Raw genomic sequence first — 17,026 nt, 5'->3', positions numbered from 1 at the left:
CACGTCGCCGCCTTCGAAGAGCTCGACAACCTCAACTTCGTCATCAACTGCAACCTGCAGCGCCTCGACGGACCCGTCCGCGGCAACGGCAAGATCATGCAGGAGCTCGAGTCCTACTTCCGCGGTGCCGGCTGGAACGTCATCAAGGTCGTCTGGGGACGCGAATGGGACGCGCTGCTTGCCAAGGACCGCGACGGCGCACTCGTCAACCTTATGAACACCACCCCCGACGGCGACTACCAGACCTACAAGGGTGAGTCCGGCGGGTTCGTGCGCGACAACTTCTTCGGCCGCGACCCGCGGACGAAAGCGATGGTCGAGGACTACAGCGACGAGCAGATCTGGAACCTCAAGCGCGGCGGCCACGACTACCGAAAGGTCTTCGCCGCCTACAAGGCAGCGATGGAGCACACCGGACAGCCCACCGTCATCCTCGTCAAGACGGTCAAGGGCTACTCCCTCGGACCGCACTTCGAGGCGCGGAACGCCACGCACCAGATGAAGAAGCTCACGGTCGACGATCTCAAGCTCGCCCGCGACCACTTCCAGATCCCGATCTCGGACAAGGAACTCGAAGACAACCCGAAGCTGCCTCCGTACTACCACCCGGGCGTCGACGCACCCGAGATCAAGTACATGCAGGAGCGCCGCGCGGAGCTCGGCGGCTACTCCCCCGAGCGTCGATCGACCCATATCGATCTCAAGATGCCCTCGGACAAGGCCTACCAGGCCGGTCGTCGTGGATCAGGCAAACAGGAGATCGCCACCACGATGGGCTTCGTGCGCGTGCTCAAGGACCTCATGCGGGAGAAGGAGTTCGGTCACCGGATCGTGCCGATCATCCCCGACGAGGCTCGCACCTTCGGCATGGACTCGTTCTTCCCGACGGCGAAGATCTACAATCCCCACGGGCAGAACTACATCTCCGTCGACCGTGACCTGTTCCTGGCCTACAAGGAGGCCACGGACGGTCAGCTGCTCCACGTCGGCATCAACGAGGCTGGAGCGACCGCGGCGCTGACCGCGGTCGGCACCTCGTACGCCACGCACGGCGAACCGATGATCCCGTTCTACATCTTCTACTCGATGTTCGGGTTCCAGCGCACCGGTGACTTCTTCTGGGCCGCCGGAGATCAGATGGCTCGCGGCTTCGTCCTCGGCGCCACCGCGGGGCGCACCACTCTGGTGGCCGAGGGCCTGCAGCACGCCGACGGACATTCGCACGTGCTGGCCTCGACCTACCCGTCGGTGGTCTCCTACGACCCGGCCTTCAGCTATGAGATCGCGCATATCGTCAAGGACGGCATCCACCGGATGTACGATCCTGCCGATGACCGGGACTCCGACGTGCTCTACTACATCACGATGTACAACGAGCCGATGGTCCAGCCGGCCGAACCGGAAGATCTCGACGTCGAGGGCGTGCTCAAGGGCCTCTACCTGCTGAAGAAGGGTCCCGACAATGGTGGCCCGAAGGTTCAGCTGATGGCCTCCGGGGTCGGTGTGCCGTGGGTGCTCGAAGCACAGGAGCTGCTCGATCAGGACTGGGGCGTCTCGGCCGATGTCTGGTCGGTCACCTCGTGGACAGAGCTGCGCCGTGACGGACTCGACGCTGAGAACGAGCGTCTGAAGAACCCCGAATCCGAACCGCGGACTCCGTATGTCACCGAGAAGATGGCCGAGACGGAGGGCCCGGTCATCGCGACCTCGGATTATATGCGTGCAGTTCCCGATCAGATCCGTCAATACGTGCCCAGCCACTTCACCTCGTTGGGAACCGACGGATACGGAATCTCGGACACCCGTCCGGCGGCACGTCGCTATTATCTCGTCGATGGCCCGTCCGTGGTCACGCAGGCGCTCATCTCACTGGCCGATACTGGGAAGATCTCAATCGACAAGGCCGCCGAGGCGGCTGAGAAGTACCAGCTCAACGATGTCCGTGCCGGCAGCTCGGGTTCGACAGAGGGGGCTGGCGCCTGATCTCCCCCGTCGCCTGAAGGCTGATATGGCCGGAGTCTCCAAGACTTCGGCCATATTTGTCTTCTTCTCCGAAAGTTTGTATGTCGCTGACAACCCGGTTGTTCTTTTTCGTCTAAACTCGTGCTCATGATGTCTGATGCCGAGACCCTGCGCCGTCGCGCCGAAACCGCCCGCAGACTGCGTGCCGGAGTGGGTGTCCTGTCGTCGGTGACTCTGCAGCGCCTGGAGGCTCAGCTGCCCTGGTACCGCTCGATGTCGTCCTCCGACCGTTCTTGGGTGGGCCTGCTGGCCCAGTCCGGCATCTCCTCATTCGTCGACTGGTACCGCAAACCCGACACGAACCTGCGTGTGGTCTCCGACATCTTCAAGACAGCACCACGCGACCTCATCCGCGCCATCACTCTGCAGCAGACGCTGCAGCTGCTCAAGATCGTCGTCGAGGTCGTCGAGGAGCGCGTCCCGGACATCGCACGCCCGGTCGAGCAGCCGGCCCTGCGCGAGGCCGTGCTCGTCTATTCCCGTGAGATCGCGTTCGCCGCCGCCGACGTCTACGCCCGGGCCGCCGAGGCTCGAGGCAGCTGGGATGCCCGCCTCGAAGCGATGGTCGTCGACGCCCTCGTCCGCGGAGATTCCGTGGACGAGCTCGCAAGCCGTACTGCCGCCTTCGGCTGGCAGTCCGAGGGGCCCGTGTGCGTCATCGTCGGCCGCGCCCCACAGCGCTCGGCGAAGAAGGGGTTGGACGGCATCCGCCGCAGGGCCAGCCGGTGGGCCGATGATGCGCTCGTCGGAATCCACGACAATCGGCTGCTCATCGTCCTCGGCGGAGTCACGGAGCTCGATGACGCCGTCGAAGACCTCTCGGACTGTTTCGGGCCCTCCGAGGTCATCGTCGGGCCCGCGGTGCCGGGCCTCGCTGAGGCGGCCACCTCGGCGAAGGCGGCGATCCGAGCCCTCAAAGCCGCGACCGCCCGCCCGGATTCCCCTCGCCCCGTCAAAGCCGATGACCTCCTGCCCGAACGCGCCCTGTCCGGGGACCGGATCGCCCTGAGCGAACTCATCGAGCGCTATTACGAACCGCTGACCTCGGGCACCGGACAGCTGCTGAAGACCGTGAGCGCCTATGTCGAATTCGGATCCTCGCTCGAGGCCACGGCCAAGGCACTGTCAGTGCACCCGAACACCGTGCGCTACCGGCTGCGCAAGATCACCGACGCGATCGGACTCGACCCGACATCGTCACGTGACGCCTTCGTCATCCACATCGCCTTGGTGTATGGGCGACTGTCCGAGGACGGCGTATTGTCGACCAGCGACAAATCGCAGTGATTTCGGCCCCGAGTCCATTAGATTGATCAACGGAACCCAACGAAAAGAGAACTGAGTGCTTGCAATCACCTGTCCGGGCCAGGGAGCCCAGAAGACCGGTTTCCTGAGTTCGTTCCTCGAACTCGACGCTTTCTCGGCACAGATCGACGAACTCTCGACCGCCTCGGGGATCAACCTGCGTCTGCACGGAACCGAATCCGACGACGAGACGATCAAGGACACCGCGGTGGCACAGCCTCTGCTCGTCGCTTCCGCCATCGCCTGCGCTGCCGAGCTCGGTGTCAGTCCTGCCGTCGTCGCCGGACACTCCGTGGGAGAGATCGCCGCCGCGCAGATCGCCGGCATCTTCTCCCCCGCCGACGCCATGCGCTTCGTCAAGGTCCGTGCCGATGGAATGGCCGCCGCTGCCGCCGCCACTCCGACCGGGATGTCCGCGGTGGTCGGCGGCCAACCCGACGACGTTCTCACCGCGATCGAGGCCGCCGGGGCGAGCCCTGCCAATGTCAACGGCGGGGGCCAGACCGTGGCCGCCGGATCTCTCGACGCGCTCGAGGCACTGGCAGAGAATCCGCCCGAGCGCGCTCGAGTCATTCCGCTGGCCGTGGCCGGTGCCTTCCATACCGAGTTCATGGCTGCGGCCACCGCAGAACTCGCTGCCGCCGCCTCGGCGATGGAGGTCTCCGATCCCGCTGCATCGATCCTCAGCAACTCCGACGGAACTGCCGTCGAAACCGGGCGCGAGTACGTCGACCGCCTGGTCAGACAGGTCACGAACCCGGTTCGCTGGGACCTGTGCCAGGAGACGCTGCTGGGTGCCGGGGTCACCGGAATGATCGAACTCGTCCCCGGTGGCACCCTGACCGGAATCGCTCGACGCGCCATGAAGGGCGTCGAGACCTTCGCAATCAAATCGGCCGCCGACCTCGACGGCGCGCGTGAGTTCGCGGCAGCCCACGCCTGAGAATCGAAAGAAGACGTCATGCCAACACTCAAGACTGCCGAGCTCGGCACCTTCTCCCGCATTTCCGGAATCGGAGCCTACCGCGCGGAGAACCTCGTCAGCAATGACGATATCGCCGGCCCCATCAATTCGTCCGACGAATGGATCCGTCAGCGCACCGGCATCGTCACCCGCCGTCGCGCCAGCAAAGATGTCGGCGTCCTCGACATGTCCGAGGAGGCCGCGCTCGAGGCCATCGCCTCCGCCGGGCTCAAGCCCGAGGAGATCGGGGCGATCATCATCTCCACGGTCACCTTCGAGTACTTCACGCCCTCCGCCGCCGCGGCACTGACCGCGCGCTTGGGCACCGGGCCGATCCCGGCGTGGGACATCAGTGCGGCCTGCGCCGGCTACTGCTACGGCATCTCCCAGGCCGACGCCCTGGTGCGGGCAGGCACGCTCGACAATGTCCTCGTCATCGGTGCGGAGAAGCTCTCCGAGGTCATCGACCCCGAAGACCGCTCGATTTCGTTCATCCTCGGCGATGGAGCCGGTGCAGTCGTCGTGTCCTCCTCCGACGAACCCGGCATCTCGAAGACGGTGTGGGGTTCGAAGGGCGAGAACTGGTCGACCATCCGGATGACGGATTCGCTCTACGACATCCGCGACGACCGTGAACTGCCCTTCCCGACCCTGCGCCAGGACGGGCCGACCGTCTTCCGCTGGGCCGTGTGGGACGGCGCCGAGGTGGCCAAGGAGGCTCTCGCCGCTTCCGGGATCGAAGCCGAGGATCTCGCTGCCTTCATCCCGCACCAGGCGAATATGCGCATCATCGATGAACTCGCCAAGCAGCTGAAGCTTCCCGAGTCCGTCGTAATCGCACGTGATATCGCCGACAACGGGAACACCTCAGCGGCGTCGATCCCGCTGGCCACCGAGCGGCTCCTGCGCGAACAGCCCGAGCTCAGCGGCGGTCTCGCCCTGCAGATGGGCTTCGGCGCCGGACTCGTCTACGGTGCTCAGGTCGTGCGCCTGCCCTGAGACACACCCATTCACGGAAAACTCTCCGTGAATGTCCTAAGATATTCGGCGGGACACTCGTCGAAAAGTTCCTCACACGGTCGACAAACCCTCGACCGCAATCAGAAAGTAGGAAAGAAATGGCATTCACCGAAGCTGAAGTCCTCGCTGGGCTGGCAGAGATCGTCAACGAAGAGACCGGCCTGGCTGTCGAAGCAGTCGAAGCCGACAAGTCGTTCACCGATGACCTCGACATCGACTCCATCTCGATGATGACCATCGTCGTCAACGCTGAGAAGAAATTCGGCGTGAAGATCCCGGATGACGACGTCAAGGATCTCGTCACCGTTCAGGACGCTGTCGACTACATCAACAAGGCTCAGGAAGCCTGAGACACAGCAGCCGAACACGGCCCGTCCACAGGCGGGCCGTGTCCACACTATCGACGAGGTTTGTACCATGACATCTAAAGTTGTCGTCACCGGAATCGGTGCGGTAACCCCCTTGGGCGCGACTGTCGATGCCACTTGGGAAGCCACTCTGGCCGGTCAGTCCGGCGTCCACACAATGGACAACGATTGGTCGGAGAAGTACGGCCTCGCCGTGGACTTCGCAGCGCAGGTCGACCCACAGGTCGTGCCCGACAATCTCAAACGGGTCCAGGCCAAACGCCTCGATCCTTCGAGCCAGTTCGCTCTCATCTCTGCTCGTGAAGCCATGGCCGATGCCGGTCTCGAGGAGACCGATCCGGAACGCACCGCCGTCTCCTGGGCCACCGGAATCGGCGGAGTCTGGACTCTGCTCGACGCCTGGGACACCCTACAGGAGGAAGGCCCGCGCCGGGTCATGCCCCTGACCGTGCCCATGCTCATGCCCAACGGCCCCGCGGCCGCCATCGGGATGGAATTCAAGGCTCGTGCCGGCGTGCAGACCCTGGTGTCCGCCTGCGCCTCATCGACCGAGAGCCTCGGCCACGCCTATGACGTTCTCGCTTCGGGCAAGGCCGACATCATCATCGCCGGCGGTTCGGAAGCAGCGATCCACCCGATCACTCTTGCCGCGTTCAATTCGATGCAGGCGCTGTCGCGTCGCACGGATTCGCCCGAGACCGCTTCGCGCCCCTATGACGTCGACCGTGACGGATTCGTCATGGGCGATGGCGCGGGCACGCTCATCCTCGAGACCGAGGAGCATGCGAAGGCTCGTGGAGCGAAGATCTACGCCGAGGTGGCCGGCTGGGGCATCTCGAACGACGCCTACCACATCACCGGCGGAGAGCCGGAGGGCAAGCACGCGCTGGCCGCCATGCAGCAGGCGCTTGATGCCGGTGGGCTGACCGCCTCCGAGATCAAGCATGTCAACGCACACGCCACGTCGACTCCGGTCGGAGACATCCCCGAATCGCTGGCCATCAGCGAACTCCTCGGCGACAACGTCTCCGACGCCCTCGTCTCGGCCACGAAGTCGATGACCGGCCACCTGCTCGGCGGTACCGGTGCCGTCGAGGCGATCCTCACTGTCAAGGCGCTGCAGACTCGCACCGCTCCCCCGACCATCAACATCGATGAGGTCGATCCGAAGGTCAAGGGGATCAACATCGTCCGTGACACTCCTGCGGATCTGCCTTCCGGCGATATCGCGGCGATCACGAACTCGTTCGGCTTCGGCGGTCACAACGCCGTCGTCGCATTCCGCTCCGTCTGAGGTTCTGCGCGAACTCAGACAGCGCTACGGCCCACTCTGAGTCGGAGAGCACGGTTTTGAAACTGTGCTTTCCGACTCAGAGTGGGCCGTTTCCATTAGGGCGCAGACCGCGGTCTGTGCCTAGGAGGGTGATTTGTGCAGAGCCTCCTGCCTAAGGCGCGCAGGCACGAGAGCATGCGAAATGGGCACACCCGAGGCAGGAAGGTGTGCCCATTGAGCAGAATCGAGCGACAGAATCAGGCGAACAGAATCATCGCGTGTCCCGACGAGGTGAAGAGAGGCTCATCCGACCTTGGTCAGCCAGCGCACCGGTGCGCCCTCACCTGCGTGGCGGAATGCGTCGAGTTCTTCGTCCCACGCTTCGCCGAGGGCGATCGCCATCCCCGAGGAGAACCTCGCGGGATCGCCTGCCGCGCGTTCCATGACGGAGCGGATGCGGTCTTCAGGGACGAGGATGTTGCCAGCCGTGTCGGTGACAGCGTGGTAGATGCCCAGATCGGGTGTGTGGCTCCACCGACCGCCGTCGACTCCGGCCGAGGGCTCCTCGGTGACTTCGTACCGGAGCGAGTCCCAGCCGCGCAGTGCGGATGCAATACGGGCTCCCGAGCCCGCCGGCGCGCGCCAGCAGACTTCTGCGCGCACGAGACCTGGCGCTGCCGGCTGGGGAGTCCAGTCGAAGCGTGCCTGTGCGCCGATGGCCCCGCCCGCTGCCCATTCGATGTGAGGGCACAGCGCACGAGGTGCTGAGTGGACGAAGAGTACGCCCTGTGTCATATCCATTTCTGCCTCCTACCTCGGATACGTCTTCCCCTACGATCCGAAAGGAGGTTCTGACCACATGATAGTCGATGTTCGGCGTGCAGCCAAGCATCAAAGATGCTGGTGGCGTCGGGTGTCTGCAGGTGGCCGACGATCGGCGTTGCGGTGGGAACATGACCGACGTGCACAGCGCCGAGGATGCATCGCCCGTCCACGGCCTTCCTCGACCCGAACGCGGATCCGCTTGCCCGAGACAGAGCCCGACGACCGCAGAAGGTGACAAGAGTGCCCGAACGCGTCGGCGAATGTCTCTGGGTGCCCCCGGTCGGACTTGAACCGACGACCAAGGAATTAGCAGTTCATCAGTTTTTGCGAGGCTTGTGTGTGCGGTTTGCCGCGCCATCGCTGGGAAGACCGCCATTCGGTTCATCACGTAGAATCATCTGGATTCACCCCGTTTCACGAAATAAAGAGCACTTAAAGAACATTTTGAGCCGCTCGGCGTCATGAGATCGCCCCACCCGCCAACACTCGCTGCACCGTCGACTTCGACGTCCCCAGCTCATCAGCGATCTGACGCTGAGTCTTGCCTTCAGCGACGAGGGAGACGACTGCAGAGGCATCGATGTGCACTTTGCTCGAGCGGGGCCTGCTGGACCGCTGAGTCCGATCTGGTTGAGCATGGGCCTCGATGCCAGTCGAGTCCACCGAGGCTAAGCGTTGGCGCTCCGCCCTGCGTCTCGTCGCCACCGAACCATGTGGTGGTGCCACGGCAACGGAGACGGCGGTATGCGTCGATACCAGGCAGGCTACTGGCATGAGGCCCGCGATAGCTGCACCGACGACGATGGCAGGCCAGGTAGTGGCCGTCGACGTGCCGTCGCTCAGTGCGTGGGTGGCATTGGTGACCATCGACACAAGGGTGGAGAATCCGACCGCTGCCCACGATAGTCGCGGGTCCGCGCCGCGCGCACGGGCAACGACCGCAGCGACAGTGAAGACAAGAATCGACGAATCGACAACCAGCGGGACCGCCGGCCGCAACACCGTCGGAACACCGGCCCATCCGGCGGCAGATATCAGCCCAGTGAAAAAGACCGCGAACGAGGCGACAGCGACGAGCACGGCCAGAATGAGTGCCCACAGTGCCATCTCTGGTGACTCAGGGCGGATCCTTTGCATGGTCGAATAGTGTACCGAGTCTCATGGCCGGTCTCACCCGCGAATAGAGCAGTGGAGACCGGCCTCACCCTCACCGCCGATCCTTCGGTGTTGCTTTCGCCGGTCGCTCGATCGTTGGAGGAACCACAGTGATTCCGACGGTGGCCGTACTCGACTTTCCACGAGCGTCGGTGATGGTATAGGTCAGGGAATCCGAGCCGGCCGCGCGATTGCCGCTGTAGACGATCCGTCCGTCGTCGATCCGCGCCGATCCATGCCTCGGATTGGAAGCCAACATGACCTCTGCAGCGCTGAAATACACGTCGTTGCCGAGGACGTCGATCGAAGTTTCGTCTCCGGACGACATCGTCGCGGAGTCGTCAACGGCGTCTACATCCACGGGAGTGAAGAGGGTGTAGTCGACCATCACCCTGGGGCCGCTTGGAGTCCTGTCGGTGCGGATGTCGGCGAAGACGTCAGTGCTCTCGCCGAAGTCGCGCAGCAGATTGAACCGATCATAGGGTTCGGCGAGCAGCTCGTCGATAACCTCACCGTCTGAGGTAACGACCGAAATCTCGGGGAAAGGTGAGTTGCGCGTGTAGTCATTGCGTTCGTCTGGCCCATGCGTCTGAACTGGCGCCGCGCCGGCTTCTTGACGCTTGCCGTTGAGGTCCTCGAGGACGTCGCTGACGTCGATGTCAGGGTAGGTGTGGCGAGACACTGGGGAGTTGATCGCGCTGCCATCGCCACAGGTGTCGGCCGCCGCCTCTTCATGATCGCTGCAACTGCCGGTCGAATCCGTCGTCGGCGCGCTGGGGCCGCTGGGGTTCGCGCGTATTGCGTCACCTTCACCGGGATCTGGGATGGTCGGCGCTGGGTCCTTATGGTCGTCAGGCCCCACCGGGTCGCTGTCAACGGACGTGGGACCGTGTCCACGCAGCTGTGGAGACGGACGGGCTGTATCGGAGGGGTCCTCTGCGTCTGGAGCGGCGCCCGGAGGCGACGCGACCGAGAACGAGTCGGCCTGAGGGTTCCCGGCCCCCAGCAGGGGATCCGCATTTCGCGCGCTGGCGATGCTGAGAGACATTGCGACCGTGCTGGCCAATAGAACACCCACCGCCGCGCTGGGAACGATGCGCAGGGCACTCGTCCTCCAGCCTGTGGGCGGTGGGCGGAACATCAGACCTACAGTGGGTTGAGCCGACGAGGACTCAGCGAGGTGAGCGCTTACTCGCTGGCTTCTTCGTCCGCGGACTCGTACAGCGTGATGAGGCCGAAGTTGTTCAGCGTCCGGATGACGGCGAGCTCGTTGGTGACGTCGACGACCAAGACATTGCCCGTGGGGACAGGGGCTTCGGTGAAGGGCGCAAATTGGGTCGAGGCGGCGGCGAGAGGAATGTCGGCCAGTTGCCAATCGATGTGGCCGAAGCTGTCCTTCTCACGACTCAGCAGGACCTCTTCGTCTGCCGGAGCCAGGCGCGCGAAGCCGTTCTTCTCCAGGTAGTCGCTGTAAACGCGTTCGTTGACCAGAGGGAGCACTTGGTCCTCGATGAGTGTGATCGGGGATTTCAGCGCCTCATCATCGTTGAGCTCGGTATAGCCGTCGACGATAGTCGCCAGTACCTGCGAGGCGTTCTCGCAAGCAATGAGTTCGGTCTCGACCGGTGAGGTGTGCGTCTCGACGACGTAGGGAAAGCCGTCGGTGTTGGTGTTCTGCGTGAGAGTCTGCACTTTGGTGTCCTTCAATGTTTGGTGATGGTGTTCGTGGTTATACAGTCGTATGCGCCCACCGAGAACTTTTGCCGGAGCATATGTCGATGGGCGCATGTGGTGAGCGTTCTACTCGCCCGTCGGCTCAGCCTTACCCGACTTCGACTGAGACGTCTCGGGCGCGGGCTGCGGCGCGCTCACTTTCGCGGGGACCTTCTCCTTCGGTGCCTTGGGCGCAGGCTCGGGGCTTCCCGAGGGCTGCTTCGGAGGATTAGCCGGTGAAGCTGAACCTGTCGGTTCCGAAGGCCCTGATGTGTTGCCGTTGGCAGGCTGGCTCGGCTTCTTCGCGGGCTGTGTCGCGGCCTTCGCCGGAGGAGAAGCCTTCGAACCTGGCCCTCCGTTGGGGGTCGGTTTCGCCGGTGACTCTGGCCTCTTCGCAGGCTGCGTCGAGACCTTTTCGGGAACGTTCGCAGCTTCGGCCTTCTTCCCTGAGCCCTTCTTTGCGGGCTGGGTCTGAACTTTGTCAGGCGTTCCCTTCTCCTCGGCCTTCCGGTCGCCTTACTTCTTCGCCGGCTGCGTCGTGACCTTCTTCGGTGCCACCTGCTCGGCATCGGTCGCCTTGTCGGTCTTCTTTGCCGGGCCGGTCTCGGGGCCTGTCGAATCGTCCTCATCGGCCGGCTCCGGAATCGAATCCGGCTTCGTCAGATCGGCTTCGCCGACGCTGGTCTCCGAATCGTCGGAGTCCTCGGTCGTTGGGTCATCGCCTTTGAGCGAGAAAGAAGAAGTCTCGGTCGAGCCGAGGCCGACGTCTGCTCCGAGCTTGTCCGGTTCCTCTTCGACGGCGTGACCCTTGCCGTCTTCACCGATCGTGATCGTCACGGTGCCGGTCGAGACATCGTCCTGACCGGAGCGATTCTTCTCTCGGTCCTGTGTGTGGCGAAAGTCGTAGGTGAACTCGACTGAGTCGCCTGCCTCGTAGCCGCTGGCGTCGAACGTCACCTCTCCCGTTTCCGGATTCCAGGACAGACCCTTGACTCCGCCGGTGTTGACGTCGGTGATTTCGCCATCGAGGACAGTGTCGTTGTCCATGAGGTCGTCACCGCTGAACTTGACCTGGCCTCCCTCATCGACGGAGTACTCGTCGTCGCTGGCCTTCGGCGGGCGAAGCTTGTACTCGGTGATGGTCAGCTCGGCAGTGCGTCCATCAGAGTTCTCGCCGCCGACGCCGTAGAGGTTGACCTGATCGGCATCGGGATAGTTCTTGAGGAACTCACGACGCTGCTCCATGGACATATCCGACCAGACGCCGACTGGTTTTCCAGTGTTGTCTGTGACGATCACTGTCTTGGAGCCGGCTTCCTCGTAGAGTTCCGAATCAGGTGCTTCTGTTTCGAACTCATCGGGATTCCCGAGGAGGTCTCGGCGGCGTGAAACGCGTCATCATTGAATCTCCCTTCGCTGGAGACGAACCCGCCAATATGCTCGCGCCGCCGTCCACGACAGCCTGATGAGATCCGAGGCACCATTCGCCTCACATCTCATCTACACCCAGCCGGGGGTTCTCGACGGCGCCATAGAGGATGAACGGACCTGCGGAATCGAAGCCAATCTCAACTGGCTCGATTGCGCTGACCTCGTCGCCGTCTACACCGACCGCGGAGTCACGCCGGGCATGCACCTGGCCATCAACGCAGCCAAGCATGCGGGCAAAACGGTCGAAGAGCGATCCCTGCCGGCATGGACCGGCCATACTCTCACCCAATCGCCGTCCCAGGCGACCGACAAGGAGCATGCTCATGCCTAACTCGGCGAAGAACAAAGGCGACCGCGGAGAACGGGAGGTCCTCGAACGCATTCTCACCGATCTCGGCGATTTCACCGTCCTGGGGGCCGCCCGAGGCAAGAACGCCGGTCAACCCCATGACCGTGGCGATCTCTTCGTCTTCGACGACGAGGCTGTCCAGGTGAAGAACTTCAAGCGCAGCCAGCTCGGCCAGGCTGTCCGGGAGTCGGCCTCGGGCGCCGCGGCGCAGGCGGCGAATGGTTTCAAGCCATTCGGTGTCCGTCTCTCCCTCATCGACGGCGCGCGGAAGAACGATGTGCGCATTCTCGCCTCATATACGCCAGGACTGGCCGACCGACTCGGCATCGAAGCGGTCGTCGAGTTCGGCACAATCTCGAAGCTTCGGGACTGGATCACCACCGACATCGCACCCAAGGGTTTCCTTGCCTACCCTCGTCATCAGCGGTGGGCGCTACTGTCCTCTCAGCCGTCCGTCGTCGTCGGCACGTTCGAGGCTTTCGCTGCACTGTGTGCCACCCGTCGTCGTGCCGCGGCCGCCGTGGCCGCATAGAGAAGGAGAGACCAATGATCGCGTCCCCCACCCGAATGGAAGTTCCCGCCGAAGCGAAACGCCGGCCCTTCATCCTCCGCCCCGGTGACTGGATGCTCATGCCGACGAATCCGTTGCGGATTGCCGATCGCTGGGCCGAGTTCCAAGAGGTCTCCGGCCTGGCCGGGGCTGATCTCATCCAGACGATCATGGCCCCGATGCCCCTGCCCTACTACCGACCGAAGAAGCTTGCCGATGGTCAACCACCGCCCTACGCGCCAATTCGACCACGTCAACCCTGAGTTCCTGACGAATCCGCTCATGTGGCTGCCCCACCACATCACGCAGCCCTACGTCAGCCTCCACCCGGACGGCCGAGTTCGCACCGTCGAAGCGCAAGAACTCTACATCGTGCGCATCATGCTCGAACTCGGCGCCGCGAACATGTATGACACCGACTCCGGCGGATGGGTCGACATTCTGGCGCTCTTCGGGCTCGACGTCGACGACGAGCATGATCTGGACCGTGTGAAGTCGTGGCTCGACGGCGCCCATGACCCGATTCTCGATTCGATCGACCTCAGCAGCTACTTCGTCAACCCGGTCGACACTCCTCAAGCACGCGAATGGGCGCTCGGTGTCGCCAACGAGCTGTCGATCCCGCTGCTGGGCTCGTCTTACAATCGCGTGGCCGAAGACTGCCTGACGCTCATCGATGCCGTCGCCGACCCGACACGATATACGTCCGAGGAATGGGGCGGAGACGACATCACTCCACGCAGAACGATGCTGACCAACGTCCTCGTCGGCGCCAGGGTCAACCTCAAGGACTACCCCTCAGAGACACTCGATCTACCCGACGGCATCGAATCGGTAAGCGCAGCGATCACCTCGGCGATCGAGACCATCGATGCCGCCGAAGTCGAGTCCGGTGAGGAACTCATTGACCGGGTCGTGCCCACCCTCGATCAGCTCTTCTGTGCAATCCGCGACGCGACGGCCGGTGACCTCACCGATCTGCTCACATTCATCCAAGCTGCCGAAGAGCTGCACCGAGACACCGTCGCCGAAGGTCCACCGTCGCCGGAGCCGAGCGAAGACTGAACGATGCCGTCGAGGGAGGTCGTCTCACTCGAGCTCGTCAGCGATTCGGCGGGATTCGTTATCGACCACCTGTGGGCAATCGTCATCATCGTCGTCGGTCTCGGCTTGCTCGTGCTCTCATGTCGTATCCGTCGGCGTTCAACAACAACGGATCCGCTGCGCGATTTCGCCTCTCATGAGTACAAGGCGGGGATGGCCAGGGCCGGTCACCGGTGCGAGATGCCGAAGCTGCTGGGACGATGCGATGCCGGCGACGCTCGGCCCATGGTGACCACTTCATCCCCTGGTCGAAGGGCGGGGCATCGGTGGCTGAGAACTTCGTCGCCGCGTGCGCTCCATGCAACCTGGCCAAGTCCGCGCACTTCCCGTCCATCGCCACAGCCGTGCTCATTACGTGGCGTCGGCGACGCTACTTCCCTGCCGATCTGCCACGATTTCCGGGCAAGCGATACGACGGGCTCTAGACGGCTGTGGCTGCCGCGGGATGCGAGGAGCTCACGCTGGCTGCTCAGCCCCCGCAGCAACGCGTGTAGCGCGAACCATGAGCGACGCCCGCGGGGACACCTTGGCTGCGAGGTAGGTTGACAGGCGGCTGGTTGACGTCCCCAGACGCGCGGCGAACTCCGCTCGCGTGAGGCCAGAGAGCTCGAACAGACGTAAGAGCTCGGCCGCTACATTTTCTCTCTCTTGTTGCTCGGCGTCCTCCCGAGCAGACCGCAGCCCAAACTCGAACAGAGCATAGGTGCCCGGGTCGATGTGTTCCTCCTCGTCATCGGGATCGGTGTACCCGAGGATCTCTTCGACACTGCGGGCGGCATTGCCCCACGGGTCGCGGTAGATTTCGTTCATCACGGGTGCGTACTCGTTTGCGCCACCATAGGCCAGAATTGATGCGAAGACCTCAGGGTGCCAGGAGTCCACGGAGTCGGATGACGACCCGTCGACGTTGCGAAACATCAGTTCGTTAAAGGGCATCTCCTTCTCCTTTCCTGCTCATAGCTACGGCGAGCTTCTTACATTGCTTTTCGATGCGCCCCCAATCCGCCCAGCGAGGGTTCAGACCCTTGTACACGCCGAGCCGGTCAAGGGTCCGTGAATCCTTGGGCTGTGGATTCGCCAGTGCTCGTTCGACAGCAGTTCTGACAGGCGCTCGATCAGATTTTGCCTCGTAGTAGTCGTCGAGTTGCGAGAGCACCTCCGCTGCGTGATCGAGGCCGACGTTCTCGCTCATGGCCGCAACGTCGAGATAGTCCCGGACGGCTCGCCTCTGCGAAGCCAGGAACGCTTTTACCCGGAGAGTCTCATCGGACGTGGGTACGTGCAGTATTCGTCCAGACGGAAGCGCATGATCTTCGACCTCCAATGGGCGTGACCGTCTCATATTACGCAGGCCTGCCTGATGACCATCAAGCTCTCCCATGATCGTCATCGGTGGCTTCGACACGTTGGGGTCGGTTGACCAACCACGCAGACTTTCGACTGCTTCGAGAATCGATTCGTATCGATTGCTCATGTCTTCGATGACATGGTCGTGGTCATATGAGACCCGATGGCCAGCGTGGAAGGCCGCCGCAGTACCGCCGACAACGACGGTGCCCGGAATCGCCTCTTGGAGCTTGGCCGCCGACTCAAGCAACTCGGTGAACCGGGCAGTCCCATCGTTTTCACTCATCATCGACACGTCAGGCTCGTCGTGGGCCTTGTCCGTGAACCTCCCCGCGTGCCCGCGGGGGTGCCTTCGATTGAAATCCGACATGAAAGTATCTTATCAGATCTGATAACCGACCGCGGTTACTTCATGATCCCAACACATACACACCAATTCTCGGTCGACAGGCGGGTCTGTCGCGCCTCGATTTCAGGGACATCTACGGCCTGGAGTGACGTGAGATACCGTTCGAAGTCGTCCGCATTTGGCTGAGAGGTCCAGAATGCTGGGTCGAACCGTAGTGGCAGAAGCCGTTCGGAGTGCCCGTTCTTGATCAGCTCGACGGTGAGCTCGGCCTTAGCCTTGATCCACCGATCTGCTTGATGGCAAGGGCTGTGCCTGGATATGAGTGCGAACGCGGTGCGAGGGCAGGAGGTAGTGTCCCGGTCTCTCACCGGTTTCTTCCACAATTGTTTCCCAGGGCTTCCCCCAACCCCGCGGCATCGTGCTCGTGCAGGAGCGGTGTGGTCAGGACGATGATCGTGTAGGTGGACTCAGAGCTGCTTGCCATAACCGTGCGAACTCCTTCGCCCACGGCCACTGTCTCGGCAGATGGAGGATCAGCCTTCTGGCTCGGTGAGCAATCCGTGCGGGCACGCCTATGATCCGTGTTCTCAGCGTCTGGGCACGCACTGTGCTCAACCGTCCACCGATGAGTCCGGCCGCAGCTCGCAGCAGGTTGTGAGTGATCGCAGCGATTGCCACCCAGGCGGCATTGGCGTTGAACACCCCGGAAGGCATATGCGCCAGTGCCCCGTTCTTCAACTCCGCATTGATCTGCTCGATGATCGCGTGCTTCCGATGCACTTGATCAGCAACCACAGTGTCGAAACAGTCCAGATCGACGGTGGTGAAGAACGCGTGGTACCGGTACAGATCGAACAAGGGGTTCTGCCCGGCGGACCGTTTCTTCTCGTTAAGTTCAGGGATGCGTCGCACCACCAGGCGTCCCGTGGCCTGGAGGGACTTCTTCTTCGAGGTGAACGCGGTGAACGGGATCTCAGCGACTTCGGCTTGGCTGATCCACGTCCGGGAATCCTCGTCATAGATCGCATCCGGGTAGGCGATACCCGTCCATGCATCATCGCTGATCGCTGCGATCGCTGCCTTGATCCTTTTGTCCATCCGCACTGTGATCGACACATGAGCTCCGGCGTCCCGGGCGGTTTTGACTACTGTCGAGGAGTAGTACGCCGAATCAGCCCTGACCAGGGCTGGGAGGTCTGGATCGCCCCGGGTGTGGTGGAGGGCTTGATTCAACCGAGAGGATAGGAACAT

At 63.0% G+C, this 17,026-nt stretch carries 19 protein-coding genes; 11 read left to right on the top strand and 8 right to left on the bottom strand.

Going from position 1 to position 17,026, the window contains the following annotated elements; all coding sequences use genetic code 11:
• From aceE to ACTIIH_RS13740, 6 genes are all read left to right on the top strand, one after another.
• Nucleotides 1-1,983: pyruvate dehydrogenase (acetyl-transferring), homodimeric type (gene aceE, locus ACTIIH_RS13765; RefSeq protein ID WP_441452411.1), on the top strand; the 1,983-nt coding region annotated here is incomplete at its 5' end.
• Nucleotides 1,984-2,109: 126 nt separating this feature from the next.
• Nucleotides 2,110-3,309 carry a PucR family transcriptional regulator gene (locus ACTIIH_RS13760; RefSeq protein ID WP_441452409.1) on the top strand — a complete coding sequence of 400 codons (1,200 nt, stop codon included), beginning with the start codon at nucleotides 2,110-2,112 and terminating at the stop codon, nucleotides 3,307-3,309.
• Nucleotides 3,310-3,364: 55 nt separating this feature from the next.
• Complete coding sequence (locus ACTIIH_RS13755) at nucleotides 3,365-4,270, top strand: ACP S-malonyltransferase (protein WP_441452407.1); 906 nt, start codon at nucleotides 3,365-3,367, stop codon at nucleotides 4,268-4,270.
• A gap of 18 nt (nucleotides 4,271-4,288) precedes the next feature.
• Nucleotides 4,289-5,290 carry a beta-ketoacyl-ACP synthase III gene (locus tag ACTIIH_RS13750; protein ID WP_101593568.1) on the top strand — a complete coding sequence of 334 codons (1,002 nt, stop codon included), beginning with the start codon at nucleotides 4,289-4,291 and terminating at the stop codon, nucleotides 5,288-5,290.
• Nucleotides 5,291-5,409: 119 nt separating this feature from the next.
• Nucleotides 5,410-5,661, top strand: a complete 252-nt coding sequence (locus tag ACTIIH_RS13745) for an acyl carrier protein (RefSeq protein WP_025776743.1) — start codon at nucleotides 5,410-5,412, stop codon at nucleotides 5,659-5,661.
• Nucleotides 5,662-5,728: 67 nt separating this feature from the next.
• Entirely contained in the window at nucleotides 5,729-6,973 is a 1,245-nt protein-coding gene (locus ACTIIH_RS13740; RefSeq protein ID WP_441452404.1) for a beta-ketoacyl-[acyl-carrier-protein] synthase family protein, read from the top strand.
• 282 nt (nucleotides 6,974-7,255) lie between these two features.
• Here the strand turns inward: ACTIIH_RS13740 and ACTIIH_RS13735 are convergent, their stop codons facing one another.
• The 5 genes from ACTIIH_RS13735 to ACTIIH_RS13715 all read right to left on the bottom strand — a co-directional run bounded on the left by ACTIIH_RS13735 (nucleotide 7,256) and on the right by ACTIIH_RS13715 (nucleotide 11,890).
• Nucleotides 7,256-7,747, bottom strand: coding sequence for a DUF3145 domain-containing protein (locus ACTIIH_RS13735; RefSeq protein ID WP_441092246.1), 492 nt, complete (start codon nucleotides 7,745-7,747; stop codon nucleotides 7,256-7,258).
• 489 nt (nucleotides 7,748-8,236) lie between these two features.
• Nucleotides 8,237-8,884 carry a DUF2637 domain-containing protein gene (locus ACTIIH_RS13730; RefSeq protein WP_441092236.1) on the bottom strand — a complete coding sequence of 216 codons (648 nt, stop codon included), beginning with the start codon at nucleotides 8,882-8,884 and terminating at the stop codon, nucleotides 8,237-8,239.
• A gap of 100 nt (nucleotides 8,885-8,984) precedes the next feature.
• Entirely contained in the window at nucleotides 8,985-9,614 is a 630-nt protein-coding gene (locus ACTIIH_RS13725) for an Ig-like domain-containing protein (protein ID WP_441452402.1), read from the bottom strand.
• A 506-nt stretch (nucleotides 9,615-10,120) separates the two neighbouring features.
• A complete protein-coding gene (locus ACTIIH_RS13720) occupies nucleotides 10,121-10,624 on the bottom strand; it encodes a hypothetical protein (protein ID WP_441092238.1) in 504 nt (167 codons plus the stop codon).
• A gap of 537 nt (nucleotides 10,625-11,161) precedes the next feature.
• Complete coding sequence (locus ACTIIH_RS13715; protein ID WP_441452401.1) at nucleotides 11,162-11,890, bottom strand: hypothetical protein; 729 nt, start codon at nucleotides 11,888-11,890, stop codon at nucleotides 11,162-11,164.
• 160 nt (nucleotides 11,891-12,050) lie between these two features.
• Here ACTIIH_RS13715 and ACTIIH_RS13710 point away from each other — a divergent pair, with 160 nt between their 5' ends.
• From ACTIIH_RS13710 to ACTIIH_RS13690, 5 genes are all read left to right on the top strand, one after another.
• Complete coding sequence (locus ACTIIH_RS13710; RefSeq protein ID WP_441092247.1) at nucleotides 12,051-12,407, top strand: DUF7768 domain-containing protein; 357 nt, start codon at nucleotides 12,051-12,053, stop codon at nucleotides 12,405-12,407.
• Complete coding sequence (locus tag ACTIIH_RS13705) at nucleotides 12,400-12,957, top strand: hypothetical protein (protein ID WP_441092240.1); 558 nt, start codon at nucleotides 12,400-12,402, stop codon at nucleotides 12,955-12,957. The genes ACTIIH_RS13710 and ACTIIH_RS13705 overlap by 8 nt, the downstream gene beginning before the upstream one ends.
• A 14-nt stretch (nucleotides 12,958-12,971) precedes the next feature.
• Nucleotides 12,972-13,238, top strand: coding sequence for a hypothetical protein (locus ACTIIH_RS13700; protein ID WP_441092241.1), 267 nt, complete (start codon nucleotides 12,972-12,974; stop codon nucleotides 13,236-13,238).
• Nucleotides 13,192-14,040 (top strand): hypothetical protein, encoded by an 849-nt coding sequence (locus ACTIIH_RS13695; RefSeq protein WP_441092242.1) that lies wholly within the window; start codon nucleotides 13,192-13,194, stop codon nucleotides 14,038-14,040. The genes ACTIIH_RS13700 and ACTIIH_RS13695 overlap by 47 nt, the downstream gene beginning before the upstream one ends.
• Before the next feature lie 239 nt (nucleotides 14,041-14,279).
• On the top strand, nucleotides 14,280-14,504 hold the full coding sequence (locus ACTIIH_RS13690; RefSeq protein WP_441092243.1) for an HNH endonuclease: 225 nt from the start codon (nucleotides 14,280-14,282) through the stop codon (nucleotides 14,502-14,504).
• 31 nt (nucleotides 14,505-14,535) lie between these two features.
• Here the strand turns inward: ACTIIH_RS13690 and ACTIIH_RS13685 are convergent, their stop codons facing one another.
• From ACTIIH_RS13685 to ACTIIH_RS13675, 3 genes are all read right to left on the bottom strand, one after another.
• The gene (locus ACTIIH_RS13685; protein ID WP_441092244.1) at nucleotides 14,536-15,015 is read right to left on the bottom strand and encodes a helix-turn-helix domain-containing protein; all 480 of its coding nucleotides are present in this window, start codon (nucleotides 15,013-15,015) and stop codon (nucleotides 14,536-14,538) included.
• Complete coding sequence (locus ACTIIH_RS13680; RefSeq protein WP_441092245.1) at nucleotides 15,005-15,796, bottom strand: hypothetical protein; 792 nt, start codon at nucleotides 15,794-15,796, stop codon at nucleotides 15,005-15,007. Before ACTIIH_RS13680 ends, ACTIIH_RS13685 begins: the two co-directional genes overlap by 11 nt.
• Before the next feature lie 420 nt (nucleotides 15,797-16,216).
• Nucleotides 16,217-17,026, bottom strand: a complete 810-nt coding sequence (locus ACTIIH_RS13675) for a transposase (protein WP_441452398.1) — start codon at nucleotides 17,024-17,026, stop codon at nucleotides 16,217-16,219.

It is taken from the genome of Brevibacterium sp. (assembly GCF_052105255.1).
GTDB classification, from domain to species: domain Bacteria; phylum Actinomycetota; class Actinomycetes; order Actinomycetales; family Brevibacteriaceae; genus Brevibacterium; species Brevibacterium linens_B.
Note: the sequence above shows the minus strand (reverse complement) of the source record. Positions and strands in the feature narration are given on the sequence as shown.